This window comes from Desulfofundulus salinus, assembly GCF_003627965.1.
Taxonomy (GTDB): Bacteria; Bacillota; Desulfotomaculia; order Desulfotomaculales; family Desulfovirgulaceae; genus Desulfofundulus; species Desulfofundulus salinus.
Genome location: NZ_RBWE01000001.1, coordinates 1327709 through 1348886, shown reverse-complemented (window position 1 = coordinate 1348886; position 21178 = coordinate 1327709). Strand labels below are relative to the sequence as shown.

General features: G+C 55.6%; 21 protein-coding genes and 1 other RNA gene. 4 read left to right on the top strand and 18 right to left on the bottom strand.

Annotated features, from left to right (window positions below):
• Positions 1-23: 23 nt before the first annotated feature.
• The 18 genes from D7024_RS06885 to acsA form a co-directional block, all read right to left on the bottom strand.
• Positions 24-971 (bottom strand): aldo/keto reductase, encoded by a 948-nt coding sequence (locus tag D7024_RS06885; RefSeq protein WP_121451121.1) that lies wholly within the window; start codon positions 969-971, stop codon positions 24-26.
• A 27-nt stretch (positions 972-998) separates the two neighbouring features.
• On the bottom strand, positions 999-1268 hold the full coding sequence (locus D7024_RS06880) for an IreB family regulatory phosphoprotein (RefSeq protein ID WP_121452497.1): 270 nt from the start codon (positions 1266-1268) through the stop codon (positions 999-1001).
• Between the two features lie 120 nt (positions 1269-1388).
• Entirely contained in the window at positions 1389-4025 is a 2637-nt protein-coding gene (gene alaS / locus D7024_RS06875) for an alanine--tRNA ligase (RefSeq protein WP_121451120.1), read from the bottom strand.
• Between the two features lie 445 nt (positions 4026-4470).
• Positions 4471-4674 (bottom strand): YtxH domain-containing protein, encoded by a 204-nt coding sequence (locus D7024_RS06870; protein ID WP_243113721.1) that lies wholly within the window; start codon positions 4672-4674, stop codon positions 4471-4473.
• A gap of 15 nt (positions 4675-4689) precedes the next feature.
• Entirely contained in the window at positions 4690-4863 is a 174-nt protein-coding gene (locus tag D7024_RS14780; protein WP_013823098.1) for a YrzR-like zinc ribbon domain, read from the bottom strand.
• 115 nt (positions 4864-4978) lie between these two features.
• On the bottom strand, positions 4979-6082 hold the full coding sequence (gene mnmA, locus D7024_RS06865; protein ID WP_121451119.1) for a tRNA 2-thiouridine(34) synthase MnmA: 1104 nt from the start codon (positions 6080-6082) through the stop codon (positions 4979-4981).
• A 4-nt stretch (positions 6083-6086) separates the two neighbouring features.
• The gene (nifU, locus tag D7024_RS06860) at positions 6087-6458 is read right to left on the bottom strand and encodes a Fe-S cluster assembly scaffold protein NifU (protein WP_121451118.1); all 372 of its coding nucleotides are present in this window, start codon (positions 6456-6458) and stop codon (positions 6087-6089) included.
• A 17-nt stretch (positions 6459-6475) separates the two neighbouring features.
• Entirely contained in the window at positions 6476-7702 is a 1227-nt protein-coding gene (gene nifS, locus D7024_RS06855; RefSeq protein ID WP_121451117.1) for a cysteine desulfurase NifS, read from the bottom strand.
• Positions 7703-7728: 26 nt separating this feature from the next.
• Positions 7729-8166, bottom strand: coding sequence for an RrF2 family transcriptional regulator (locus D7024_RS06850; RefSeq protein WP_121451116.1), 438 nt, complete (start codon positions 8164-8166; stop codon positions 7729-7731).
• Positions 8167-8288: 122 nt separating this feature from the next.
• Positions 8289-9575: a replication-associated recombination protein A gene (locus D7024_RS06845; protein WP_121451115.1), complete on the bottom strand. Its 1287-nt coding sequence runs from the start codon at positions 9573-9575 to the stop codon at positions 8289-8291.
• Between the two features lie 81 nt (positions 9576-9656).
• Positions 9657-9932: a transcriptional regulator gene (locus tag D7024_RS06840; protein WP_013823117.1), complete on the bottom strand. Its 276-nt coding sequence runs from the start codon at positions 9930-9932 to the stop codon at positions 9657-9659.
• A gap of 142 nt (positions 9933-10074) precedes the next feature.
• On the bottom strand, positions 10075-10404 hold the full coding sequence (trxA, locus tag D7024_RS06835; RefSeq protein ID WP_165859403.1) for a thioredoxin: 330 nt from the start codon (positions 10402-10404) through the stop codon (positions 10075-10077).
• Between the two features lie 105 nt (positions 10405-10509).
• The gene (locus D7024_RS06830) at positions 10510-11226 is read right to left on the bottom strand and encodes a tRNA threonylcarbamoyladenosine dehydratase (RefSeq protein ID WP_121451113.1); all 717 of its coding nucleotides are present in this window, start codon (positions 11224-11226) and stop codon (positions 10510-10512) included.
• Positions 11227-11296: 70 nt separating this feature from the next.
• A non-coding RNA gene (gene ssrS / locus D7024_RS06825) (6S RNA) lies at positions 11297-11479 on the bottom strand.
• 62 nt (positions 11480-11541) lie between these two features.
• The gene (gene aspS, locus D7024_RS06820) at positions 11542-13341 is read right to left on the bottom strand and encodes an aspartate--tRNA ligase (protein WP_121451112.1); all 1800 of its coding nucleotides are present in this window, start codon (positions 13339-13341) and stop codon (positions 11542-11544) included.
• Positions 13342-13357: 16 nt separating this feature from the next.
• Complete coding sequence (gene hisS / locus D7024_RS06815) at positions 13358-14641, bottom strand: histidine--tRNA ligase (RefSeq protein WP_121451111.1); 1284 nt, start codon at positions 14639-14641, stop codon at positions 13358-13360.
• A 277-nt stretch (positions 14642-14918) separates the two neighbouring features.
• Complete coding sequence (locus D7024_RS06810) at positions 14919-15668, bottom strand: CpaE/TadZ family protein (protein WP_165859301.1); 750 nt, start codon at positions 15666-15668, stop codon at positions 14919-14921.
• Positions 15669-15795: 127 nt separating this feature from the next.
• On the bottom strand, positions 15796-17511 hold the full coding sequence (gene acsA, locus D7024_RS06805; protein WP_243113720.1) for an acetate--CoA ligase: 1716 nt from the start codon (positions 17509-17511) through the stop codon (positions 15796-15798).
• Positions 17512-17718: 207 nt separating this feature from the next.
• On the opposite strand from acsA, the gene D7024_RS06800 reads away from it, so the two are divergent.
• The 4 genes from D7024_RS06800 to D7024_RS06785 are packed head-to-tail and all read left to right on the top strand — an operon-like array spanning position 17719 to position 21134.
• Positions 17719-19095, top strand: a complete 1377-nt coding sequence (locus D7024_RS06800) for an ATPase domain-containing protein (RefSeq protein WP_121451109.1) — start codon at positions 17719-17721, stop codon at positions 19093-19095.
• Between the two features lies 1 nt (position 19096).
• Entirely contained in the window at positions 19097-19816 is a 720-nt protein-coding gene (locus D7024_RS06795) for an RAD55 family ATPase (protein ID WP_121451108.1), read from the top strand.
• The gene (locus D7024_RS06790) at positions 19813-20820 is read left to right on the top strand and encodes a V4R domain-containing protein (RefSeq protein WP_121451107.1); all 1008 of its coding nucleotides are present in this window, start codon (positions 19813-19815) and stop codon (positions 20818-20820) included. Before D7024_RS06795 ends, D7024_RS06790 begins: the two co-directional genes overlap by 4 nt.
• The gene (locus D7024_RS06785; protein ID WP_121451106.1) at positions 20817-21134 is read left to right on the top strand and encodes a hypothetical protein; all 318 of its coding nucleotides are present in this window, start codon (positions 20817-20819) and stop codon (positions 21132-21134) included. The genes D7024_RS06790 and D7024_RS06785 overlap by 4 nt, the downstream gene beginning before the upstream one ends.
• The last annotated feature ends 44 nt before the right edge of the window (positions 21135-21178 follow it).

Sequence of the window (21178 nt, the reverse complement as noted above, 5' to 3'; positions counted from 1 at the left end):
CATTCCTCTCTTTCCCTTGGCCCTCAGATCACCTTGATGCAGAAGTCCGAACAAACTGCGCCACAATAGCCACATAAGCGGCACTTTAAAGGATCAACCGCCGCCCGCCCGCCAGTCAGGAACAGCGCCCCCGCCCCGCACCTTTCCACGCAGCGCCCGCAGCCACTGCACCAATCCTCAATATGTAAACGGCGTTTTTGACGCCCCACCCTGGCCCAGAGCCCGGATGGAACCGGCATCCCGCTGAAAACTGCCACGTTGAAATCCACTTCCGCCACGGTCCGCATTCCCACGGCCACACTGGCCAGCTGGGGAATGCCAAGGACAAAGGCAAGCGCTTCCTGCGCCCTGGGTATGAGATGCCCCCCCCCTAAAGCCTTCATGCCGTATATACCCTTGCCAAAGCTGGCGGCCTCGGCAATGGCTGCCAGCATATCCTCTCTGGTTCCTCCCTGAATGCCAATCCCGGCTATATTGATAATTGGATGTATGATATCAAATTCAGCTATGCGGGCCGCCGCCCGTACACCCTCCACACTGTGGGTGGAGATGCCGATGGCCCTTACCAATCCTTCTTTTCTGGCCTTTAATAGATACTCCACCGCTTCCCAGTGCCCCCGGATGGTCAGGGCCGATTCCTGCTCGTGGAGGAGAAAAATATCGATATATTCCCGGTGAAGGGCCCTCAATGCCTCTTCCAGGCTTTGCCGCATCCCCTGCCAGGTATAAGCATAGGACTTGGAGGCAACCACTACTTCTCCCGCCCAGCCCCTGGTGGCTTCATAAATATATGGGTAAGTCTGGTAATACTCTGCTGTATCAATAAAATTCACACCTGCTTCCAGTGCCCGGCGGATCACCGCTGCCCCCTTATCCACCGGGAGGGCGGCCTGCAGTGGACCAACTGTAAGGGCACCGAAACAAAGGCGGGACACTTTTATCCCCGTTTGACCCAGTATCCGGTACTCCAAAAGGTATTTCCTTCTTTCTAAAAACCTTTAAATAGCTTCTGCATCCTTTAAGTAGCTTCTCACCAGCTCTTCCAGCAGCTCGTCCCGTTCCAGCCGCCTGATTTTGCTGCGGGCATTGTTGTGGCTGGTAATATAGGCCGGGTCCCCGGATAATAAATAGCCTACAAGCTGGTTGATCGGATTGTATCCCTTTTCCTTCAGCGCGGCATACACTGAAAGCAGTATTTCCTTCGCCTGGTTTACTTCCTCCGCTTCAACCTTGAACATAACGGTATTTTCGGAAGTTTCCCTGCTCACGGCCAAAAGCCCCCCCTTTTTAAGAATATAACCCCCTCTGGGATCTATATTCGTTGGTCCAACCCTTTTTCCTCTATTGTCAAAAAACTACCAGGATAAAAAAAGCGGGTCAAAACCCGCTTAGCTCTTTAACTGTCCTATAGCCACGGTGTAGGCCTTTTGCAGCGCCTCCTGGAGTCGGGAGGCATCCTTGCCTCCTGCCTGAGCCATCTCCGGCCTTCCGCCGCCTCCACCGCCAAGCATGGAAGCCACTTCCTTAACCAGCTTGCCGGCATGTAATCCCCTGGGTAGCAAATCTTTCGTCACTGCCGCCACCAGGTTGACCCTTTCCCCTGCCGGGCTGGCCAGGAGAATTACCGCCGAACCAAGCCGCTCCCGCAACAGGTCCACCATTGCCCGCAGGCTGTCCATATCGGGAGCGCTGGTTTTAGCGGCCAGGAACTTGGCGCCGTCCAGGTCTTTCACCTGTTCCAGCAGGCTCTGCACTTCGTAACGGGCCAGCCGGGCACGCAACCCTTCGCTTTCCCGTTCCAGTTCTTTTACTTCCTTCACCAGGGACTCCACCCGGTGTACCACTTCCGCCGGGGTAGCCTTGACCAGGGACGCGATCTGGGCCAGCTGTTCCTCCCGGGCCCGGACATAACGCAGCGCCCCGGCACCGGTCACCGCCTCCACCCGGCGCAACCCGGCACCCACACTGCCCTCGCTAATTAATTTAAAAAGCCCAATTTCAGCGGTGGATCTCACATGGGTACCGCCACAAAGTTCCAGGCTGAAGTCCCCCATCTTAACCACGCGGACATGTTCCCCGTATTTCTCGCCAAAGAGGGCAGCCGCCCCCATGGCCTGCGCCTCTTCCAGGGAGGTAATGAAGGTCTGGACCGGGAGATTTTCAAGCACCGCCTGGTTTACCATTTCCTCTATGCGGTGCAGTTCTTCCGGGGACACCGGAGCATAATGGGTAAAGTCAAAGCGCAGGCGATCCGGTTCCACTAAAGAACCGGCCTGATTCACGTGGGGGCCGAGGACTTCCTTCAAGGCCTTATGGAGCAGGTGGGTCGCCGAATGATTGCGGGCAGTGTCGCGGCGGCGCTTACCGTCAACCACTACCAGTACGCTATCATTTTCCTTCAAAACCCCGTTCTGGACTTTGCCCCGGTGAACAATGAGTCCTTCAACAGGACGGGAAACCTCCAGGACCTGAACCTCCAGTTCAGGGGCGCTGACCCGGGCGTGGTCGGATACCTGCCCGCCCGATTCGGCATAACAGGGAGTCACATCCAGGATGAATTCCACTTCCTCACCGGCAACCGCCTTGTCCACCGGACGCCCTTCTTTAAGCAGGGTCAGAACCTTACCCCGGGCTTCCAGGGTATCGTAGCCCACAAAACGGGTTTCCCCCAGCTTATCCCGCAGTACTTGATAAAAGGCGTCCTTCTCGGAAAGGTATTCCGTTTCCTGGCGCGCGCGGCGGGCCCTTTCCCGCTGCTCCTCCATGGCCCGGGCAAAAGCCTCCTCATCCACGGTTAACCCTTCCTCGGCAGCCATTTCCCGGGTTAACTCCAGGGGAAAACCGTAGGTGTCATAAAGGCGGAAGGCATCCTCTCCCCGGATGACCGTGGAGCCGGCGGCCCTGGCCTCCTGAACCAGACGGTTCAAAATTTCCGTACCCTGGGCCAGGGTTTCTCCGAAACGTTCTTCTTCACTGCGGATTATTTTCAGCACATGCCCTTGATTGGCCGGCAGCTCGGGATAGGCACCGGCCATCTGTTTGATCACCGCCCCGGCCACCTGGTAAAGGAAAGGTTCGTGCAGTCCCAGCACCCGTCCAAAACGCACCGCCCGGCGCAAAAGCCGCCGGAGTACATAACCCCGCCCCTCGTTGGAAGGCAGGGCCCCGTCGGAAATGGCAAAAGTGACCGCCCGGCAGTGATCGGCAATTACCTTCAGAGCCATGTCGGTTTTGCCGTCGGCACCGTATTTTACGCCCGCCAGGCCGGCAGTAAAATCCATGATTTCCCGGAACAGGTCGGTATCGAAGTTGCTGGGCACTCCCTGCAACACGGAAGCTACCCGCTCCAAACCCATACCGGTATCAATACCCTTGCTGGCCAGCGGCGTATAATTCCCGGCTTCATCCCGGAAAAACTGGATAAACACCAGGTTCCAGATCTCCAGGTAACGGTCACAGTCGCAGCCCACCCCGCAGCCGGCGGAACCGCACCCCCGCTCTTCTCCCAGGTCAACGTAAATCTCCGAACAGGGACCGCAGGGACCAACCCCGATTTCCCAGAAGTTGGTGTCTTTGCCCATGCGCACAATGCGTTCGGCGGGGACGCCCACCTCCCGGTGCCAGATGTCAAAGGCCTCATCATCATTCAGGTAAATGGAAATCCACAACTTTTCCTCCGGCAATCCCAAAACCCTGGTGGTGAACTCCCAGGCCCAGGGGATGGCCTTTTCTTTAAAATAATCCCCAAAGGAGAAATTGCCCAGCATCTCAAAGAAGGTATGATGCCGGGCCGTACGGCCAACCGACTCAATATCCGGCGTGCGCAGGCACTTCTGGCAGGTGGCTACCCTCCGCACCTCCGGTTTGGCGGCACCCGTGAAATAAGGTTTAAAGGGAACCATTCCCGCGGCCGTCCATAAAAGGCTGGGATCGTTCGTGGGAATCAAGGAAGCGCTGGGCAGAATGCGGTGCCCCCTCGCTTCAAAAAATTTGAGAAATTTTTCCCTGATCTCCTTCCCGGTCACGATACTTACCTCCCGTTTAAAAAGAAAAACCGCTCTTCGCCGGTGTAAGGAAAGCCCATCATAATTTCGGAGTAATTATACAAAAAGTGCCTGTACGGTGTCAAGGGAGAGGCTTTGAACGTTTGTATTAAGATTCAGCAGGTAACTCTGTACTCGCCTGCTGTTTTGCACGCGCTCGCTCCGTTCGCCTCGCAGGCCAAACTAGCGCTCGACCTCGGGCTCCGGCGGGGTTCCCGGCCCATTCGGCATCCATACCTCAGGGGCCGGCCTCGGGCATCCATGCCCTCGGCCCCGCCTCCGCCCTCGGTCTTGCTAAGTTTGGCACCTGCTTGGCTCAAGGTCGCTCGCTTCGTGCAAAACAGCGGCATTTTATGCGCTGTTAATGGCTAGGTTAAAAGTGGGGATAACCTTAGCATAAAAAGAAAAAGTGAGGAATTTCCTCACTTTAGCGGATAATATCGCTGACTCTGCTGGTCACTCCCCGGAGTATCCTTTGTGTCCTGGACCCGGGACGGCTGCTCCGCACAATGCGAAAAATACTCCTCTGCTCCGGTTTTCTTTGTGGGGGGGCCATGAGAATACCGATCACTGCTCCCAGTACACTGCCGGCAATGACACCGCGCCAGAAGCCCATACGCACCACCTTCACCCCCCTGGCGAAAAATTAAAGCAGGAATTCGTTATGCGGATCAAAGGCTACCAGACTGCCATCTTCAGCCAGTTCGTAAATCTGCACACCTTCTTTATTGATGCGGTATTCTACGCAACAATCCCAGCAGTAATACTGGTCCTGGCCCACTTTCCCGGTAGCTTTACCACCACAAACCGGGCAATTCAAATAGCTTCGCCTCCTGTTTCATCCTTTACACCTGCATTATGCCCGGCCGGAACAAAAAAAATACGCCGTCACGTCTCGCCATTTGTCGCAACAAGCCCTAAATACTGGAAACATCTTAGCCGTTATGTGGGCCAGAGCGCCTCTGGGCAATAATGCCTCCACCAACCACGTAGTCCCCCTGGTAGTAGACCACCGACTGGCCGGGGGTGATGGCCCGCTGGGGTTTGGCAAAACGAACCAGTAACCGGTCATCATCCAGAGGGCTGATGACCGCCGGTGCCGGGCGGGAATTGTAGCGGATCTGGGCGGATACTTCCATTGGTGCGGTCAGCTTTTCAATTAAAATAAAATTATTGTCCTCCGCCACCAGCTCATCCCCCAGGACGGCATCCTCCGGCCCCAGCACAACAGCATTGCGCTCGGGGTCAATGTCCACCACATAGAGCCTTTGCCCCGCGGCGATGCCCAATCCCCGGCGCTGGCCGATAGTATAAAAGGGTATACCCCGGTGCTGGCCAATAACGTTACCCTGGAGATCGAGGAAAGGCCCCGGCTTAATTTCAGCCCCCGCCCGCTCTCTTAAGAAGTGGTGGTAATCGTTATCGGGGATAAAGCAGATTTCCTGGCTTTCAGGCTTTTCCGCCACCGGCAGGTCCCTTTCCGCCGCCATGCGGCGCACCTGTTCCTTGGTATAATCCCCTAAAGGCATCAACGTGTGCGCCAGTTGCTCCTGGGTCATGTTGTATAACACATAAGTTTGATCTTTGTGGGTGTCGGCCGCCCGGCGCAAAACGTAACGCCTCCGGTCCTCATCGTAAGTTATCCGGGCATAATGGCCTGTGGCCACATAACTGGCTCCCAGGGAGCGGGCCTTTTGCAGCAGGCTTTCAAACTTGATATAGCGGTTGCAGGCAATGCAGGGGTTGGGTGTCCGCCCCCGGAGATATTCCGCACAAAAATAGTTTACCACCTTATCCTCAAAAATTTCGCGGAAATTAAGCACGTAATAGGGAATACCCAGCCGGTGGGCCACCCGGCGGGCGTCTTCAACGGCGGCCAGGGAACAACAGCCCACGTGTTCCCCGGCCACCTCGGTGACGCTGGGATCCCAGATTTGCATGGTCACCCCGATTACTTCATAGCCCCTTTCAACCAAAAGGGCGGCAGTGACCGAACTGTCCACGCCGCCGCTCATGGCCACGACAACCCTTGGTTTCATAATTTCACCCGTTCTTTTTGCTGAGGTAATCCTGGATGGCCGCATGCAGGGCATCAGCGGCCAGGTTGGAACAGTGCATTTTCTGGGGAGGCAGCCCGCCCAGAGCCTCGGCCACCTGCTTGTTGCTCACCTGCATGGCCTCTTCCAGGGTCTTCCCTTTAACCAGTTCGGTTACCATGCTGCTGGTGGCAATGGCCGCCCCGCAACCAAAGGTTTTAAACTTAATGTCCTCGATAATATTATCTTTTACTTTAATATAGATTTTCATGATATCCCCGCATACCGGGTTGCCCACCTGGCCCACGCCATCGGCATCGGGAATTTCTCCCACATTGCGGGGATTGGTAAAATGGTCCATTACTTTTTCTGAATACATCGCTTTGGCGAACCCCCTTAAACACGACAGGTATGACTGACCCGGCAACCGTTACACCGGTCGGAAAGGGCAAATTCCGTCTCCTGATCCAGGGGAGACATGGCCCGTAGCCTTTCCACAATCGGTGGCATGACCTCCAGGAAGTAATCGATATCTTCTTCCGTATTATCCCTGCCCAGAGTTATACGGATGGAACCGTGGGCCACTTCGTGGGGGATGCCCATGGCCAGCAAAACGTGGGATGGCTCCAGGGAACCGGAAGTGCAGGCCGAGCCGCTGGAAGCGGCAATACCCTGCAGGTCCAGGCTTAAAAGCATGGACTCGCCTTCAATAAACTCAAAACAGAAACTGGCATGGTTGGGCAGACGTTTGGTGGGATGGCCCGTGAGACGCACGTGACTTATTTTTTCCGTCACCTCACGAATGAGCCTGTCCCGCAACCTGGTGAGGTAAGCCGCCTCCTGCTCCATATTGGCCATGGCCAGCTCCGCTGCCTTGCCCAGGCCAATAATTCCGGGAGTGTTCTCCGTCCCCGCCCGGCGCAGCCGTTCCTGGGCGCCGCCATGGAAGAGGGTCTGTCTCCAGCGGGTACCTTTACGGATATAAAGGGCGCCAATGCCTTTGGGGCCATAGATCTTATGCCCGGAGATGGTCAACAGGTCTACGTTTAATTCATCGACATTGACGGGAATTTTACCAAAACTCTGCACCGCATCGGTATGGAATAAAATGCCCCTTTCCCTGGCCAGGCGCCCGATTTCGGCAATGGGCATGATGGTACCCACTTCGTTGTTGGCATGCATAATGGTAATTAAAATGGTCTTATCGGTAATGGCGGCTGCTACGTCTTCCACGCTGACCATGCCGTACTGGTCTACCGGCAAAATGGTAACGGTAAATCCCTGCTTGCCAAGGGCTTTTACGGTATTGAGGACGGCATGATGTTCTACGGCAGAAGTAATAATGTGGTTGCCCCGGTTGCGGTTGGTATAGGCCACTCCGTGAATGGCCATGTTATCGGCTTCCGTACCGCCGCTGGTGAAAACAATTTCGGCGGGATTGGCACCAATAGCCGCGGCCACCTTTTCCCTGGCTTCTTCCACCGCCTTCCGGGCCTTCTGGCCAAAGTAATGCAGGCTGGTGGGATTACCGAAATTATCTTTTAAAAAGCGGCACATTTCCTCCACCACTTCCGGGTGTACGGGAGTAGTGGCACTGTGGTCGAAATAAACTCGACGGGTCATACAGCGTCTAGCCTCCTCTTTTTTGGTCAAAGCTCCCTGGTTTGATGGATCTTTGCGGCATCGCGGCACATATCGGCCAGGCTGATGGAATCCAGTACCTCGGCGATACTGTCCCGTACCCGGGCCCAGACAATACGGCTAATGCAGTAGTCAGCCTGGTCGCATTCTTTTGGATCCACTTCCTTGACGCATTCCACCGGCGCAATGGGTCCCTCCAGGGCCCGGATTATCTCACCCACCGTAATCTTCCCCGGCTCCCGGGCCAGGATATACCCCCCCTGGGCTCCCCTGACACTTTTGACCAAACCGGCCTTGCGTAACCTGGCAATCAGCTGTTCCAGATAGTGCTCGGAAAGGTTTTGTCTTTCGGCCACACTCTTCAAGGGAATGGGTTCCGTCCCGTAATGTAGAGCCAGATCGAACATGGCCTTAAGACCGTAGTGTCCCCTGGTGGACAGGCGCAAACCGTCACCTCCCCCGGGTTATGAATCCATGTTCAAATCATACTAAATTACTCGGATTTCTTGGGATGATTGTAACATATCCCATCAGGGGTGTCAATGAAAACCGAGTAAAACACTAAGATTTATTCCTTCTCTTCTCCCTGCCCGGAAGGCTCGTAAAACACCTTACCCGTTAATTCCGGGGGAAGGTACTGCTGGGGCACATGGTGGCCCGGGTAGTCGTGGGGGTACTTGTAGCCCTTCCCGTGGCCGAGGGCGGCAGCGCCGGGATAGCTGGCATCCCGCAGGTGAACGGGCACCGGGTGAGATCTCTCCTTTTCCACCACGGCCATGGCCCGGTCAATGGCCCGGATCACCGAATTGCTCTTGGGCGCCCTGGCGATATACAGGGCGGCCTCGGCCATAATAATGCGGGCCTCCGGCAGTCCCACCCGCTCCACGGCCTGGGCCGCGGCGGTGGCCACCAGGAGGGCCCGGGGATCGGCCAGGCCCACATCCTCGGCGGCATGGATCATCATCCGCCGGCAGATAAAGGCGGGATCTTCCCCGGCATAAATAAGGCGGGCCAGCCAGTAAACGGTGGCCTGGGGATCGGAACCCCGCATGCTCTTGATGAAGGCGGAGACCACATCGTAATGCTCATCTTCCCGGTCGTATTTGAGTACCAGGCGCCCCGAGGCCTGTTCGGCCACCGCCAGATCAACGCGCCGTACCCCTTCCTCGCCGGGGGGAGTAGTCAGCACCGCCATTTCCAAAAAGTTCAGGGCTGCCCGGGCATCACCGTTGGCCGTCCGGACGAAATGCCGCAATGCTTCCGGCTCGATTTCAACCCGGTACTTCCCGAGGCCCCGTTCTTTATCGGCAAGCGCCCGCTGCAGGATACGGTAAATGGCTTCACCGGATAGAGGTTCCAGGCGGTAGAGTTGTGAACGGCTTAAAAGGGGACGGTTGACGGTAAACATGGGGTTTTCCGTGGTGGAACCAATGAGGGTTATCAAGCCGTTTTCCACCGAGGGGAGGAGGGCGTCCTGCTGGGCCTTGTTGAAGCGGTGAATTTCATCTATGAAGAGGATTGTTTTTTGACCGTAATAGGCCCGCCGGTCCCTTGCCTCCTGGACCACCCGGCGGATATCGTTTACCCCGGCCATGACCGCGTTGAGACTGGTAAAATGCGCCCGGGTCATGCGGGCGATGATACGGGCCAGGGTGGTTTTCCCCGTCCCCGGCGGGCCCCACAGAATGATGGAACGCAGCTGGTCGGCTTCGATGGCCCGGCGCAAGGGCGTGCCCTTGCCCACAACGGCAGCCTGCTCTTCAAATTCATCCAGGGTGGTGGGGCGCATCCGATCGGCCAGGGGAGCCTCCCGCTCCAGCGTGCGTTCCAGGGACTGGGTGAACAGGTTGTCCATTGAAAACTCACCTCAGGTAAATTATACTAAAAAAACGCCGGCTTCCAAGCCGGCGCCAACCAGTCAGTTGAACGGCCATGTTTAGCTGGCCTTCTTGATCAGGGTTAAAAAGTCCCCGCCCAGTTTGGTCACACTGCAGATTTTACTCTTGCCTTCGGTGGAGACATCAACCAGGCCCAGGGCATAGAGCTGCATGACCACGTGGTCTAAAACGGCCCTTTTTACCTTTGCCGTCAGGGAAAGTTCCTCCTTATTCATGCTGCCCTGTTCCATCAGGGCAATCAGGACCCTTTCCGCTTCAGTAGGCAGGCGTTCACTCACTTTCTGAAAGTACTCCACCAGACTGATTCCCGTCACAGATTTCACCTCCCTTTGAAATCCCCGACCTTGCTAATAGTATGGTCATTTCTTTAACGAGATAATACGTTTACGCAAAAAAATTTAAAGCACGTTCGTTGCCGAACGTGCCTTAATTCTTTCCACCGCGGAATGATGAGATTTATAAGTGCTTGTCAAGCAGGGCCTTGATTTCCTTTTTAGTTTTGAAACCAATAGAACGCTCTATTTCCTGTCCATTCTTAAAGACGATCAGAGTGGGGATGCTGATAACTTTATAGTCTGCCGGTGTTTTCTGGTTTTCATCTACGTTAAGCTTGGCTACCTGTACCTTGCCTGCATATTCCGCAGCTATTTCCTCCACCACCGGGGCAATCATCTTACACGGGCCGCACCACTCAGCCCAGAAGTCCACCAGTACGGGAACCTGGGCCGCTGCTACAAACTCTCTGAAAGTGGCGTCTGTTAAGGTATGAATATTCTCGCTGACCACACCTTTCTCCCCTTTCCCAGATAAACTGTAATCCCCCTCACTCTCCCACAGGGACAACTGACTACCTTCTAATTATAATACCCGCCAAAAGTCCCTGTCAATTCGTTACATAGTATACCCATTACAGGACAACAGACCGCGTACGACCAGCCCGGCCAGGATAAACCCGGCTACCGGCGGCACAAAGGAAATGCTCCCCGGCACTGCAGGGCTTTCGCCCCCGAACCCGCACCGCCTGGGAGGCTCCGTAGAAAAAACCACGGTTACCCCGGAAGTAATGCCCAGCTGGCGCAAGCGGCGCCGGACTACCCGGGCCAGGGGACAAACGGCGGTCTGGGAAATATCCGCCACCTTAAAGGCAGCAGGGTCAAGCTTATTGCCCGTCCCCATACTGGAAACCACCGGAATGTTCGCGTGAACACAGCTGGCAATGAGATCAACCTTGGCGGGAACATCGTCAATGGCATCGACCACATAATCGGGTGCAGGGTTGAAAAACTGCTCCGCCAGTCCGGGCAAATAGCGTTCCACTCTTGCTTCGACGTGGATGTCCGGGTTAATGAGCTTCGCCCGTTCCGCCATTAACAGAACCTTGGGTTCTCCCACGGTAGAAGTCAGGGCATGAAGCTGGCGGTTTATGTTGCTGGGGCTAACCCGGTCAAAATCCACCAGCATCAGATTCCCCACCCCGGCCCGGGCCAGGGCCTCGGCGGCGTGGGAACCCACCCCGCCCAGGCCGAAAACGGCCACCCGGCTCCCGGCGAGTATTTGCAGACCTTTTTCCCCGATTAGCAGCTCCGTGCGTGAAAAACGCCCTTCCACCGCACACCTCCGGAACACGAGAAAAGGTTTCCGGCATCAGGGCCGGAAACCTTCTTGCAAGTAACGTTACAAAAACCCCACTAATGCCGTGAACCCTCAAGTTTCTTGAACCCGGTCTCACAAGGTGGGTGCCCTCCTGGCTGCTTTTTGTGTCCTCTTGTGCGAGGCGTACAAGCCACAGCCAGAGGCCGGGCTCCCTTTGTATAGGTGTTGGCTCAAAACTTCAAGGAGTCCACGTACATAGCAGGGTAATTGCCTTTGCAGCTATTATGTTAACACAAACCGCGGCCTTTGGCAAGTGCCTTGTGGCTTTCGTTACTTTGCTTTTACCTCCGGCGGCAGGTGAACCCGGATGTGCAGCTCCTTCAACTGCTCCGGGGAAACCTCCCCGGGAGCATGAGTCATCAGGTCGGTGGCGCTTTGAGTTTTTGGGAACGCAATCACGTCCCGGATGGTTTTCTTTCCGGCCATAAGCATAACCAGCCGGTCAAAACCAAAGGCAATGCCGCCGTGGGGAGGCGTACCGTATTCAAAGGCTTCCAGCATAAAACCGAACTTTTCCCGGGCATCTTCGGGGCCCAGCCCGATCGCGGCAAACATCTGCTCCTGCACGTCCCGGCGATGAATACGGATGCTGCCCCCACCCACTTCCATGCCATTTAGAACCAGGTCATAGGCCCGGGCACGCACCCGCTCCGGCTCCGTCTTTAACAGGGGAATATCCTCTTCCCTGGGGGAAGTGAAGGGGTGATGGACGGCGACGAAACGTTTTTCCTCCTCGTCATATTCCAGGAGGGGAAAATCCACCACCCAGAGGAAGTTAAAAGTATCCCCGGGGATCAGGTCCAGGCGCCGGGCCAGCTGCACGCGCAGCGCCCCCAGGGAAGCGGCCACAACCGCCGGTTGATCCGCCACGAAAAGCAGCAGGTCCCCCGGTTCGGCTTCCAAACGTTTTAAAATGGCCTCAATCTCTTCACCGGTAAAAAACTTGGCGATAGGCGACTTAACCCCATCGGGGGTAACGAAAAAGTAAGCCAGGCCCCGGGCACGGTAATTGGCCACAAAGGCGGTTAAATCGTCAATATCCTTGCGGCTGAAGTGGGCGCAGCCTTTAGCGTTAATTCCCTTCACCTGGCCCCCGGCCGCTACCGCCGAGGCAAAAACCTTGAAGCCGCACCCGGCCACGATGTCGGTAACGTCCCTCAATTCCATCCCAAAGCGCGTGTCGGGCTTGTCGGTGCCAAATCGATCCATGGCCTCCTGATAGGACAGCCGGGGAAATGGCCGGGGCACCTCCACCCCGATGGTTTCCCGGAACAGGTAAGCCATCATTTCTTCCATCAGTTCCAGGACATCGTCCACATCCACAAAGGACATCTCAATGTCGATCTGGGTAAACTCGGGCTGGCGGTCGGCCCTCAAATCCTCGTCCCGGAAACAGCGGGTGATCTGGAAATACCGCTCCATGCCGGCCACCATCAGGATCTGCTTGAAAAGCTGGGGGGACTGGGGAAGGGCATAAAAGCGCCCCGGGTTTAAACGGCTTGGTACCAGGAAATCACGGGCACCCTCGGGAGTGCTCCGGGTAAGCATGGGAGTTTCAATCTCCAGAAAACCATGCATATCCAGAAAATCCCGCACCACCTTGGCCGCCCGGTGCCTTAAAATGAGGGCCCGCTGCATTTCCGGCCGTCTCAGATCCAGGTAACGGTAGCGCAGCCGTACGTTTTCATCCACATCCACCCCGTCCTCAATGTAGAAGGGCGGGGTTTTGGCCGGGTTTAAAATGCGCATGTCCCGGGCCACTACCTCAATTTCACCGGTGGCAAGGTTTGGGTTTTCCGTGCCGGTAGGGCGGGCCTCCACCTGCCCTACCACGGCCAGGACGTACTCACTGCGCACGGCCCCGGCTTTTGAAAAAGCCCGGCCGGCCCGGTCCGGGCTAAAGACCACCTGCACCAGGCCGGAACGGTCCCGCAGGTCAATAAAGATCAGACCCCCGTGATCCCGGCGGCGCTGTACCCAGCCCATCAACACCACCGTCTGGCCCACGTGTTCGGTACGCAACAGACCACAGTGGTGGGTACGTTTTAGCCCTTGCATCGTATCGATCATGCCACCATACTCCCCTTTAGCTATACTGTAACTTGACTTCAGAACAACGTTGCTTGATCTCTTCCGGCAGGCGGTCCAGGGGCACCTCTTCCTGGTTGCCCGTGGCCATATCCCGCAGGGCGACCACTCCGCGCTCAAGCTCGTCGCTCCCCAGGATGGCCACCAGACCAACCTCCAGTTTGCCGGCATATTTCATCTGGGCCTTTAAGCTCCGCCCCAGGTAATCCCTGTCGACAGCCAGCCCTTCCCGCCGCAGTTTCTGAACCAGGACCAGAGCCTGGTCCTGAGCCGCCGCGTCGGCCGTAGCCAGGAAAACGTCGAGTTTCGGGGGCCGGGGAAAGGCGACACCCTGCTGCTCCATGGTGAGAAGGATGCGCTCCAGGCCCAGGGCAAAGCCAATCCCGGGGATGTCGGGGCCGCCACATTCTTCCACCAGGCCGTTATAGCGTCCCCCGCCGCCAATGGAGTTCTGGGCCCCAATGCCCCGGGCGATAATCTCAAAGGCCGTATGGGTATAGTAGTCCAGCCCACGCACCAGGCTGCGGTCCACCGTGTAGGCAATCCCCAAATTGTCCAGGTGCTTTAATACTGCCTGAAAATGATCGCCGCACCCCGGGCAGAGATGGTCCAGGGAAGTGGGAGCTCCCCGGCCTGCCTCACGGCAGCTTTCCTCCTTGCAGTCCAGGATGCGCAGGGGATTGCGCTCCAGCCGGTCCCGGCAATTGGGACACAGCTTGTCCGGCCGGGCACGGAAAAAATCCTGCAGTTTTTCCCGCAACACCGGCCGGCAGCGGGGGCAACCCACACTGTTGATATGCAGTTCCAGGTCCTTTAAACCCAACCGGGCATAAAGGTCCATGGCCATGGCCACCACCTCGGCATCCAGCGCCGGGTCGTGGGAACCCAGAACTTCCACCCCAAACTGGTGGAACTGGCGGTAACGCCCCGCCTGGGGGCGGTCATAGCGAAACATGGGACCGGTGTAGTAGAGCTTCACCGGCTGGGGGCCGGCATAAAGTTTGTTCTCCAGGTAGGCCCGCACAACCGCGGCGGTGCCCTCGGGCCTTAAAGTGATACTGCGCCCACCCCGGTCCCGGAAAGTGTACATTTCCTTCTGAACAATATCGGTGGTCTCACCCACACCCCGCTCAAAAAGCTCCGTATGCTCGAAAATGGGCGTGCGGATCTCCGAATACCCGTACTCCCGGCAGAGACGGCGGATCACCTGCTCCAGATACTGCCACTTCTCTACCTGACCGGGTAGTATATCGCTGGTTCCCCGGGGTCGGGTGGTCAACATGGCTTTCCCTCCCAAACACTATGTTTTGCTTAAAACCAAAAACAGAATAAACTCCCGCACCTGGCCATGCCCTGGAAACACAGCCAGGACGGGAGTATTTCCCGTAACTTTCTGCCCTTCATTGTATGCAAAAGGAAAAGTTTTGTCAACCGCGCCGGAAAGGCCTTTTATGCAAAACGACCCTGGCGCGGCCGGTCCTGCTCCTGGAAGATGATCGGACGACCCGCCTTGCCCTTTTTAGCCTGCTACCCGATTTCTAAAAACACCGCGGGAAATACTACTCCAGACGCACAATTAAGTCATCCATCGCATGAGTATAATGATCTACAACTTCGTGGGATAAAATCTTAATACCACCACGCTGCTGGCGTAGTTCCGGATGTTCGGGCAGCACGCCCGCCAGTGGCAGCCCTAAATCGGCAGCCGCTTCCTCGGGGGATTCGTCAACCACGGAAGGCATACGGTTATACACAAGCTGAAAATGATCTGTCTTCACGCCGGCTTCCCGCAGGCGCTCCAGAACTTCAGCCACATGCTGAATATGATAGTGATAGCCGTCTTCCACCAGAAGTACGACATCCACCATGGACAAAATACGCAAAATGTACTCCCGGATACCCGAACGGGTATCAAAAATAACCACTTCATAGGGCAGGCTTCTTAAGTGGGTGACCACTACTTCCACCATTCCCGCCGCCTGTCCAGGAAAATCCACGGGGCTGGTGGCCAGAACGTCCAGCCCGGTATAGTGGCGCTGGATATAAGAAGTTATCTCCTCCGGAGAAAAATGCAGTTCAAAATAGGGCTGGCCGCTTTTTATTTGCCTGTCAATTTCCTGGAGCCACTGACCCAGGTTTGGCTCGGGTGACAGTCCCAGAGCCCGGGTTACCTGACCTTCCCCCAAAACCATATCCACCAGCAGGGTTTTCTTCCCCCGCAGGTGAAAAGCCCCGGCCAGTTCCCGGGCCACCACGGTTTTGCCACTTCCTTCTCTAGCACCGTATACGGCAATCTTTTTTTGTGCCAATGACCGCACCCCCGAAAAAATCTCTTAAGATTTATTTTTCTATCACTATATTAAAAATCCTGCCCGAAAAAGGAAGTTTTCAGGATAGGAATGAAAAAGGCATGGTATAATGAGGGTGAAGGCCGCATCAATCTTCACTCAATCCCAGCACCCATTCCCGCAGTACCCGGCGATCCACCCGGCCATCCCTGGTCAGGGGGATGGATTCCTTGACTTCAAACTCCCGGGGGGCAGCGTGGGCCGCCAGGCCCGTCTTGACAAACTCACGCAGTTCCGCGGCCAGCTCGTCTGACCAGGTATAACCGGGATTGAGGACAATAAAGGCCTTGACGATTTCCCCCCGCAATTTGTCGGGCTTTCCGGCCACCCCGGCCCGGGCCACTGCCGGGTGCTCCTCCAGTTTACTTTCCACCTCCGCGGGACCTACCCGCTCACCGGAGGTATTGATCACACCGTCCAGGCGCCCCTGGAAATAGAAGTAGCCATCCTCATCCCTGTATGCGGCGTCACCGGACATAAACCAGGGTTTGTAACGGAAATATTCCTCGTAACGCGCCGGGTCATTCCACACCGCCCGGAACTGGGCTGGCCATCCGGCACGAATGGCCAGGTTGCCGATCTTGCCCGGGGGTAATTCCCGGCCTTCATCATCCACTACGGCCGCTTCGATCCCCGGAAAGGGAAGGCCAATGGAACCAAACTTAATGGGCATGCAGCGGTAATTGCAAATCATGTTCATGCCCGTTTCGCTCATCCACCAGGTATCGTAGATAGGCTGCCCTAGCTTGGCCAGGCTCCATTCCATTACCTCTTCCGTCAGGGGTTCGCCTACACTCAAAACGTGGCGCAGGCGGCTTAAATCGTACCGGGACAACAGCTCCTCACCCCCGGACATGATCATGCGGAAGGCCGTAGGAGCGCTGTACCACACCGACACCCGGTATTTGGCCAGGGTGGCGCACCAGTCTTCGGCATTAAACCGGCCCCCCCGCACCACTACCGGAATCCCCAGCAACCAGGGAGCCAGGAAGCCGTAGGCAATGCCGGTGATCCAGCCCGGATCGGCGGTACACCAGTAAACGTCGCCGGGCCGCAGGTCGTGCACCCAGCGGGCGGTGATCAACAGGCCGACCATGATGTTGTGCACGTGTACCAGTCCCCGGGCCTTGCCGTCGGCTCCGGAAGCATAAAGGATAAATAAAGGATGCTCCCTGCCCACCCACTCCATGGGGGGCGTTTCCGTAACCAGGGACATCTCCTTGTGCCAGTCCACCGTACCGGCCGGGACGTTTTCCCCCACCACAAAAACGTGCTTTAAAGCCGGCAATTGTTCCAGGGGCAGGCGGGGATAAAGTTCGGGAGTGGTTACCACGGCTACCGCCCCGCAGTCCCCCAGGCGATCCTTCAGGGCTTCGGCCATAAAGGCCTCAAAAAGGGGCACGACCACCACCCCCAGCCTGGCGGCCCCCAAAAAGCTGATATAGAGCTCCGGACTGCGGGGCATAAAAATACCCAGCCGGTCGCCCTTTTGCAGGCCGTATTTTTTCAAAAACGCAGCAAACCGGGCGGCCTCGCTCTGCAAGCGGCCAAAGGTATACTCTTCCTGCCTGTCCCCCGATTCGAAATAAAGGGCAACCTGTTGCCCCAACCCCCGTTCTTCCACCTGACGGTCCACGGCTTCGTAAACGATATTTACCCGTCCAGTAGCATACCAGCTAAACTCTTTCTCCACGTTTTGAAAATCAAACTCTTCCCTGGCTCGAGCATAGTCCTTCAGGTTGTGTTCCCCCAAGAGAGCAGGAATAAATTTCATGAGCATTTCCTCCCCTTTCTCTTTTTTCATCCATTCCTTGTATCTCCTACCAAAGTTATTTCTTTCCTGGTCTAGAATTTTCCTGCCTGTTATGATTTCGCAAAATATCATAATCTGCAGTATTTTAATAAAATTTGCCCTTAATACGAGAGGATCTGAGATGCAAGCAGCGAATAATGGAGAAAGTTACAAAAAGAAGGAAAGGAAAGGAAAGGAAAGAAAGGGGGGTTATGAAAATTGGAAATTGTCCGAACGGGAATCGAAGGACTGGATGAACTTTTTTTTGGAGGCATTTTAAGGGGTAACATGATACTTATCGATGGTCCTCCGGGAGCCGGCAAAACCACCTTCGGGATAGAGTTTATCTACCGAGGGATCACGCACTTTAACGAAAGCGGCCTGGTGATCACCTGCGAGCAGTTTCCGGAATCCATCTACCGGGACGCCCTCAATTTTGGCTGGCATCTGCGGGCACTGGAAAGGGGCAACAAGCTACGGGTGGTTTGTACCTCACCGGAACTCCTGCTGGATGTGCAGGAGAGCCTGGTTGAAGATGTGGCCAGGGAAATAGGGGCCAGGCGTATTGTGGTGGACAGCATTACCCATTTTCGTAATGCGATCAGTGAGCCTCTGGCCCTGCGCCAGGCAATTTATAGTTTCTGTAACGGACTGCGGCGCCTAGGCCTGACTGCCTTTCTCATCAAGGAAAGAGAAACAGGTGGTCGCAGCCATAACTTTGAGGAATACGTGGTGGATACGGTCATACACCTGCACAACCGCTCCGAGGACAACTGGCGCAAGCAGCGCATGCTGGAAGTGGTTAAATCCAGAGGCCAGGAACATATTCCCGGCAAGCATACCTTTAAAATTTCTTCGTGCGGAATCAGGATTTTTACCTTAAGGAACCAGCCCCGAGCCTGTCCCTGTGCCGGAGAAAGCTGCCGCATCCCGACAGGTGTGGCCGGCCTGGATGAAGTAACGGGCGGCGGTTTTCCACCGGCAATTTCCGTGGCTGTATACGGCAGTTCTGGTACAGGAAAAACGGTGTTGGGACTGCAGTTCCTGGTGGAAGGTGCCAGGAACTGCGGGGAAAAGGGATTATACCTTTCCCTGGAGGAAACCCCGGCCCAGCTTTTTGCCACAGCTGGCAGCTTTGGCTGGGATCTGTATTCCCTGCATCAGGAGAAAAAGGTACAAGTGCTTTATAAATCCATGGTGGGAACGGATATTGATGAGATGATTGTGGAACTGGGAAAACTGGTGCAGTCTACGGGGACCCAGCGGCTGGTAATTGATTCTCTAGCAGGGCTATTGTCCCAACTACAAGACCCGGTACTTATAAGAGAGAGAATATATTACCTCGTAAGCCAATTAAATAACCTGGGGTGCACCAGCCTCCTTCTGTTTCCAGCCATGGAAGACAGTCCGATCAGTTCAATAGTAGAGTCCATTATGCAGGGAATTATTTTACTTAAATCTAACCTTTCTCACAACCGTCGCCTAAGATATCTGGAGGTTTACAAATTACGAGGAGTGAACCACGTCATGGGCAACCACCTGATGGAGATCAACGCCTCTGGCATTCGAGTTTTCCCCCGCATAGGAGGTTGGTAAGGTGTACCCGGCTTATTTTGGTGTGGAAGGACTGGACCAGACCCTGGAAAAGGGGCTGAGCTACGGTTCCCAGATCATGGTATTGGGAGATACCGGTGTGGGCAAATCCGTCCTGGCGGGAGAATTTATCAAAGAAGGGCTCCGCTGCGGGGACACCTGCATCTACGTAGCATTTGACGAACCGCCACATGTAATGCGCAGGCACCTTTTAAGCTTTAAGGTGGGTACCCGGGTTTATGAGGAGCTGAACCGCCTGGTGTTTGTGGACGCCTACGAAGAGGAAGAAAGTTCCGAAACCTACTGCCTTTACGACCAGCGCAGCCTCGATAAGTATTTTGTCCTGGAAAAGTCAATTATCCGGCAATTTGCCGGACAGCGGTTACGCCTGGTGGTGGACAGTCTGAGCACACTCATGACCAACATGGAAAGCAACGAAATTGTGGAATTTCATCGCAGCCGGCTGAAGTGGCTCAGAAGACAGGGAGTTCTTACCATGGACATTTTCGTCAGCGGGGTTCTGCCGGAGCGCTTAATTACGGTCACCAGCCACCTGTACAATGTCATCCTGAAAATGAACTTCAGCGGGTCCCCCACCCACCCGAGCCGGATGCTGCAGGTAGGTAAGCTTAAGAGCCAGCGCTTTGTGGCCAACAAGTACCCGTTTACCATAGATCCGGTCTTTGGCATTCTGGTATTTACCAATATGGAGGTGGGAACATGAGCCAGAATTTTGCTATAAAAGTAATTGGGTATATGTATTCAAGTATAATGGAAACCATGGACCGCCTTCCTTTCAGCGGCCGTTACTGGATGGAGGAGATAGTACAGGGCACCGCCCTGCATGTCCTGAACGAGCACGGCAACGAGTTAGAAATCACCTCAGACGAACCTGTAGATATATGCACCAGCTACTTAAAATTGCTGGAAAACAAAGGATTCCTGCAGGCATCAGATTATCACCTTCAGCAGGAAGGTAAAGAAATCCACGTGCAGGTTAACTTCTCCAGGTGTGTTTATCGGGACTTCTGCGTCCATGCACAGCATAAAGAATTTCCCATGTACTGCATCCGGATGAATGCCCTGCGGGGCGTGCTAAAAAGCTTCCTGCACCTGGACTATACCTACTCCATCGAAGTCGCTCAACAAGAAAATATCTGCCGCGGCAGACTCTTCCCCAGCCCCCTTCCCCGCAGTGAAATTGTCATCCGGGAAGGACACATGCTGAAAATCGCAGGCGAGCGGGCCATGCTCATGCCCATGGCCACCTACGCCTCCATCCTGGCATCCATCCGGGAACATGCACCCCACGTACTGGTACACGTGCTTTATGATGCCGGGTTCCGGTCCGGGCTTAGACTTGCCCGCCGGGCCAGGAAAATGTATCCCGAAGCCCTGGAGTGTCTGAATATCCTCCTGGATGAGCTGAAACAGCACGGCCTGGGCCACATGGAACTGATTTCTCTGGAAGCGGATGCCGGCAAGGCAGTTATCCGCTGCCACGACTCCTTCCAGGTGGACTCCATAAGCAAATACGGGGAACTTTATCGTACCCCCAGGGTGGTTTGCGATCTCCTCCGGGGCACTTTCGCTGCCTGTTTAACTGAGTTGCTCCAGAGGGAAATTTTTTGTGAGGAAGTTCAGTGTCAATCCATGGGATATCCCTGTTGCGAGTTCTTAACTTTGCCGGTGGAACCCCAGCTAATGAGTAGGGGTGAGGGGGTTTGAAAAGGCCTCCCACCGAGCAGGTTGATCCAGTCCTGTTAAGTATGGTGCGCATTGAACTGCTGGCTTTTTTTCGGGCCAACCCCTATACCCGGGATACCATTGAAGGCCTGGCCAGACGGCTACACCGGCCCCTCTCGGCGGTATCCCTGGCGGTATCCTCCCTTGTCGCTCTGGGTATACTTGTTGGCCATCAGGGTTCAGGTGCAGCCATCTACCGCCTGAAACATGGGGAATTCATCACCCTTAATGCGGGGGAAAACACAAAAAATGAGTGTTTCTCCAGCGACCCCTCAGCTCAAGCCCACCAGAGTTAAGGCTGATGAAAGCTTCTTCCATTAAGTCATACTCCGGGAGCAGA

Coding starts and splice junctions, on each gene's coding strand:
- D7024_RS06790 (WP_121451107.1), top strand. CDS start 19,813: ATGAGCCAGAATTTTGCTATAAAAGTAATTGGGTATATGTATTCAAGT.
- hisS (WP_121451111.1), bottom strand. CDS start 14,641: ATGTTGACCACCCGACCCCGGGGAACCAGCGATATACTACCCGGTCAG.
- acsA (WP_243113720.1), bottom strand. CDS start 17,511: ATGAAAAAAGAGAAAGGGGAGGAAATGCTCATGAAATTTATTCCTGCT.
- nifU (WP_121451118.1), bottom strand. CDS start 6,458: ATGTATTCAGAAAAAGTAATGGACCATTTTACCAATCCCCGCAATGTG.
- nifS (WP_121451117.1), bottom strand. CDS start 7,702: ATGACCCGTCGAGTTTATTTCGACCACAGTGCCACTACTCCCGTACAC.
- D7024_RS06845 (WP_121451115.1), bottom strand. CDS start 9,575: ATGGACAACCTGTTCACCCAGTCCCTGGAACGCACGCTGGAGCGGGAG.
- aspS (WP_121451112.1), bottom strand. CDS start 13,341: ATGATCGATACGATGCAAGGGCTAAAACGTACCCACCACTGTGGTCTG.
- mnmA (WP_121451119.1), bottom strand. CDS start 6,082: ATGAAACCAAGGGTTGTCGTGGCCATGAGCGGCGGCGTGGACAGTTCG.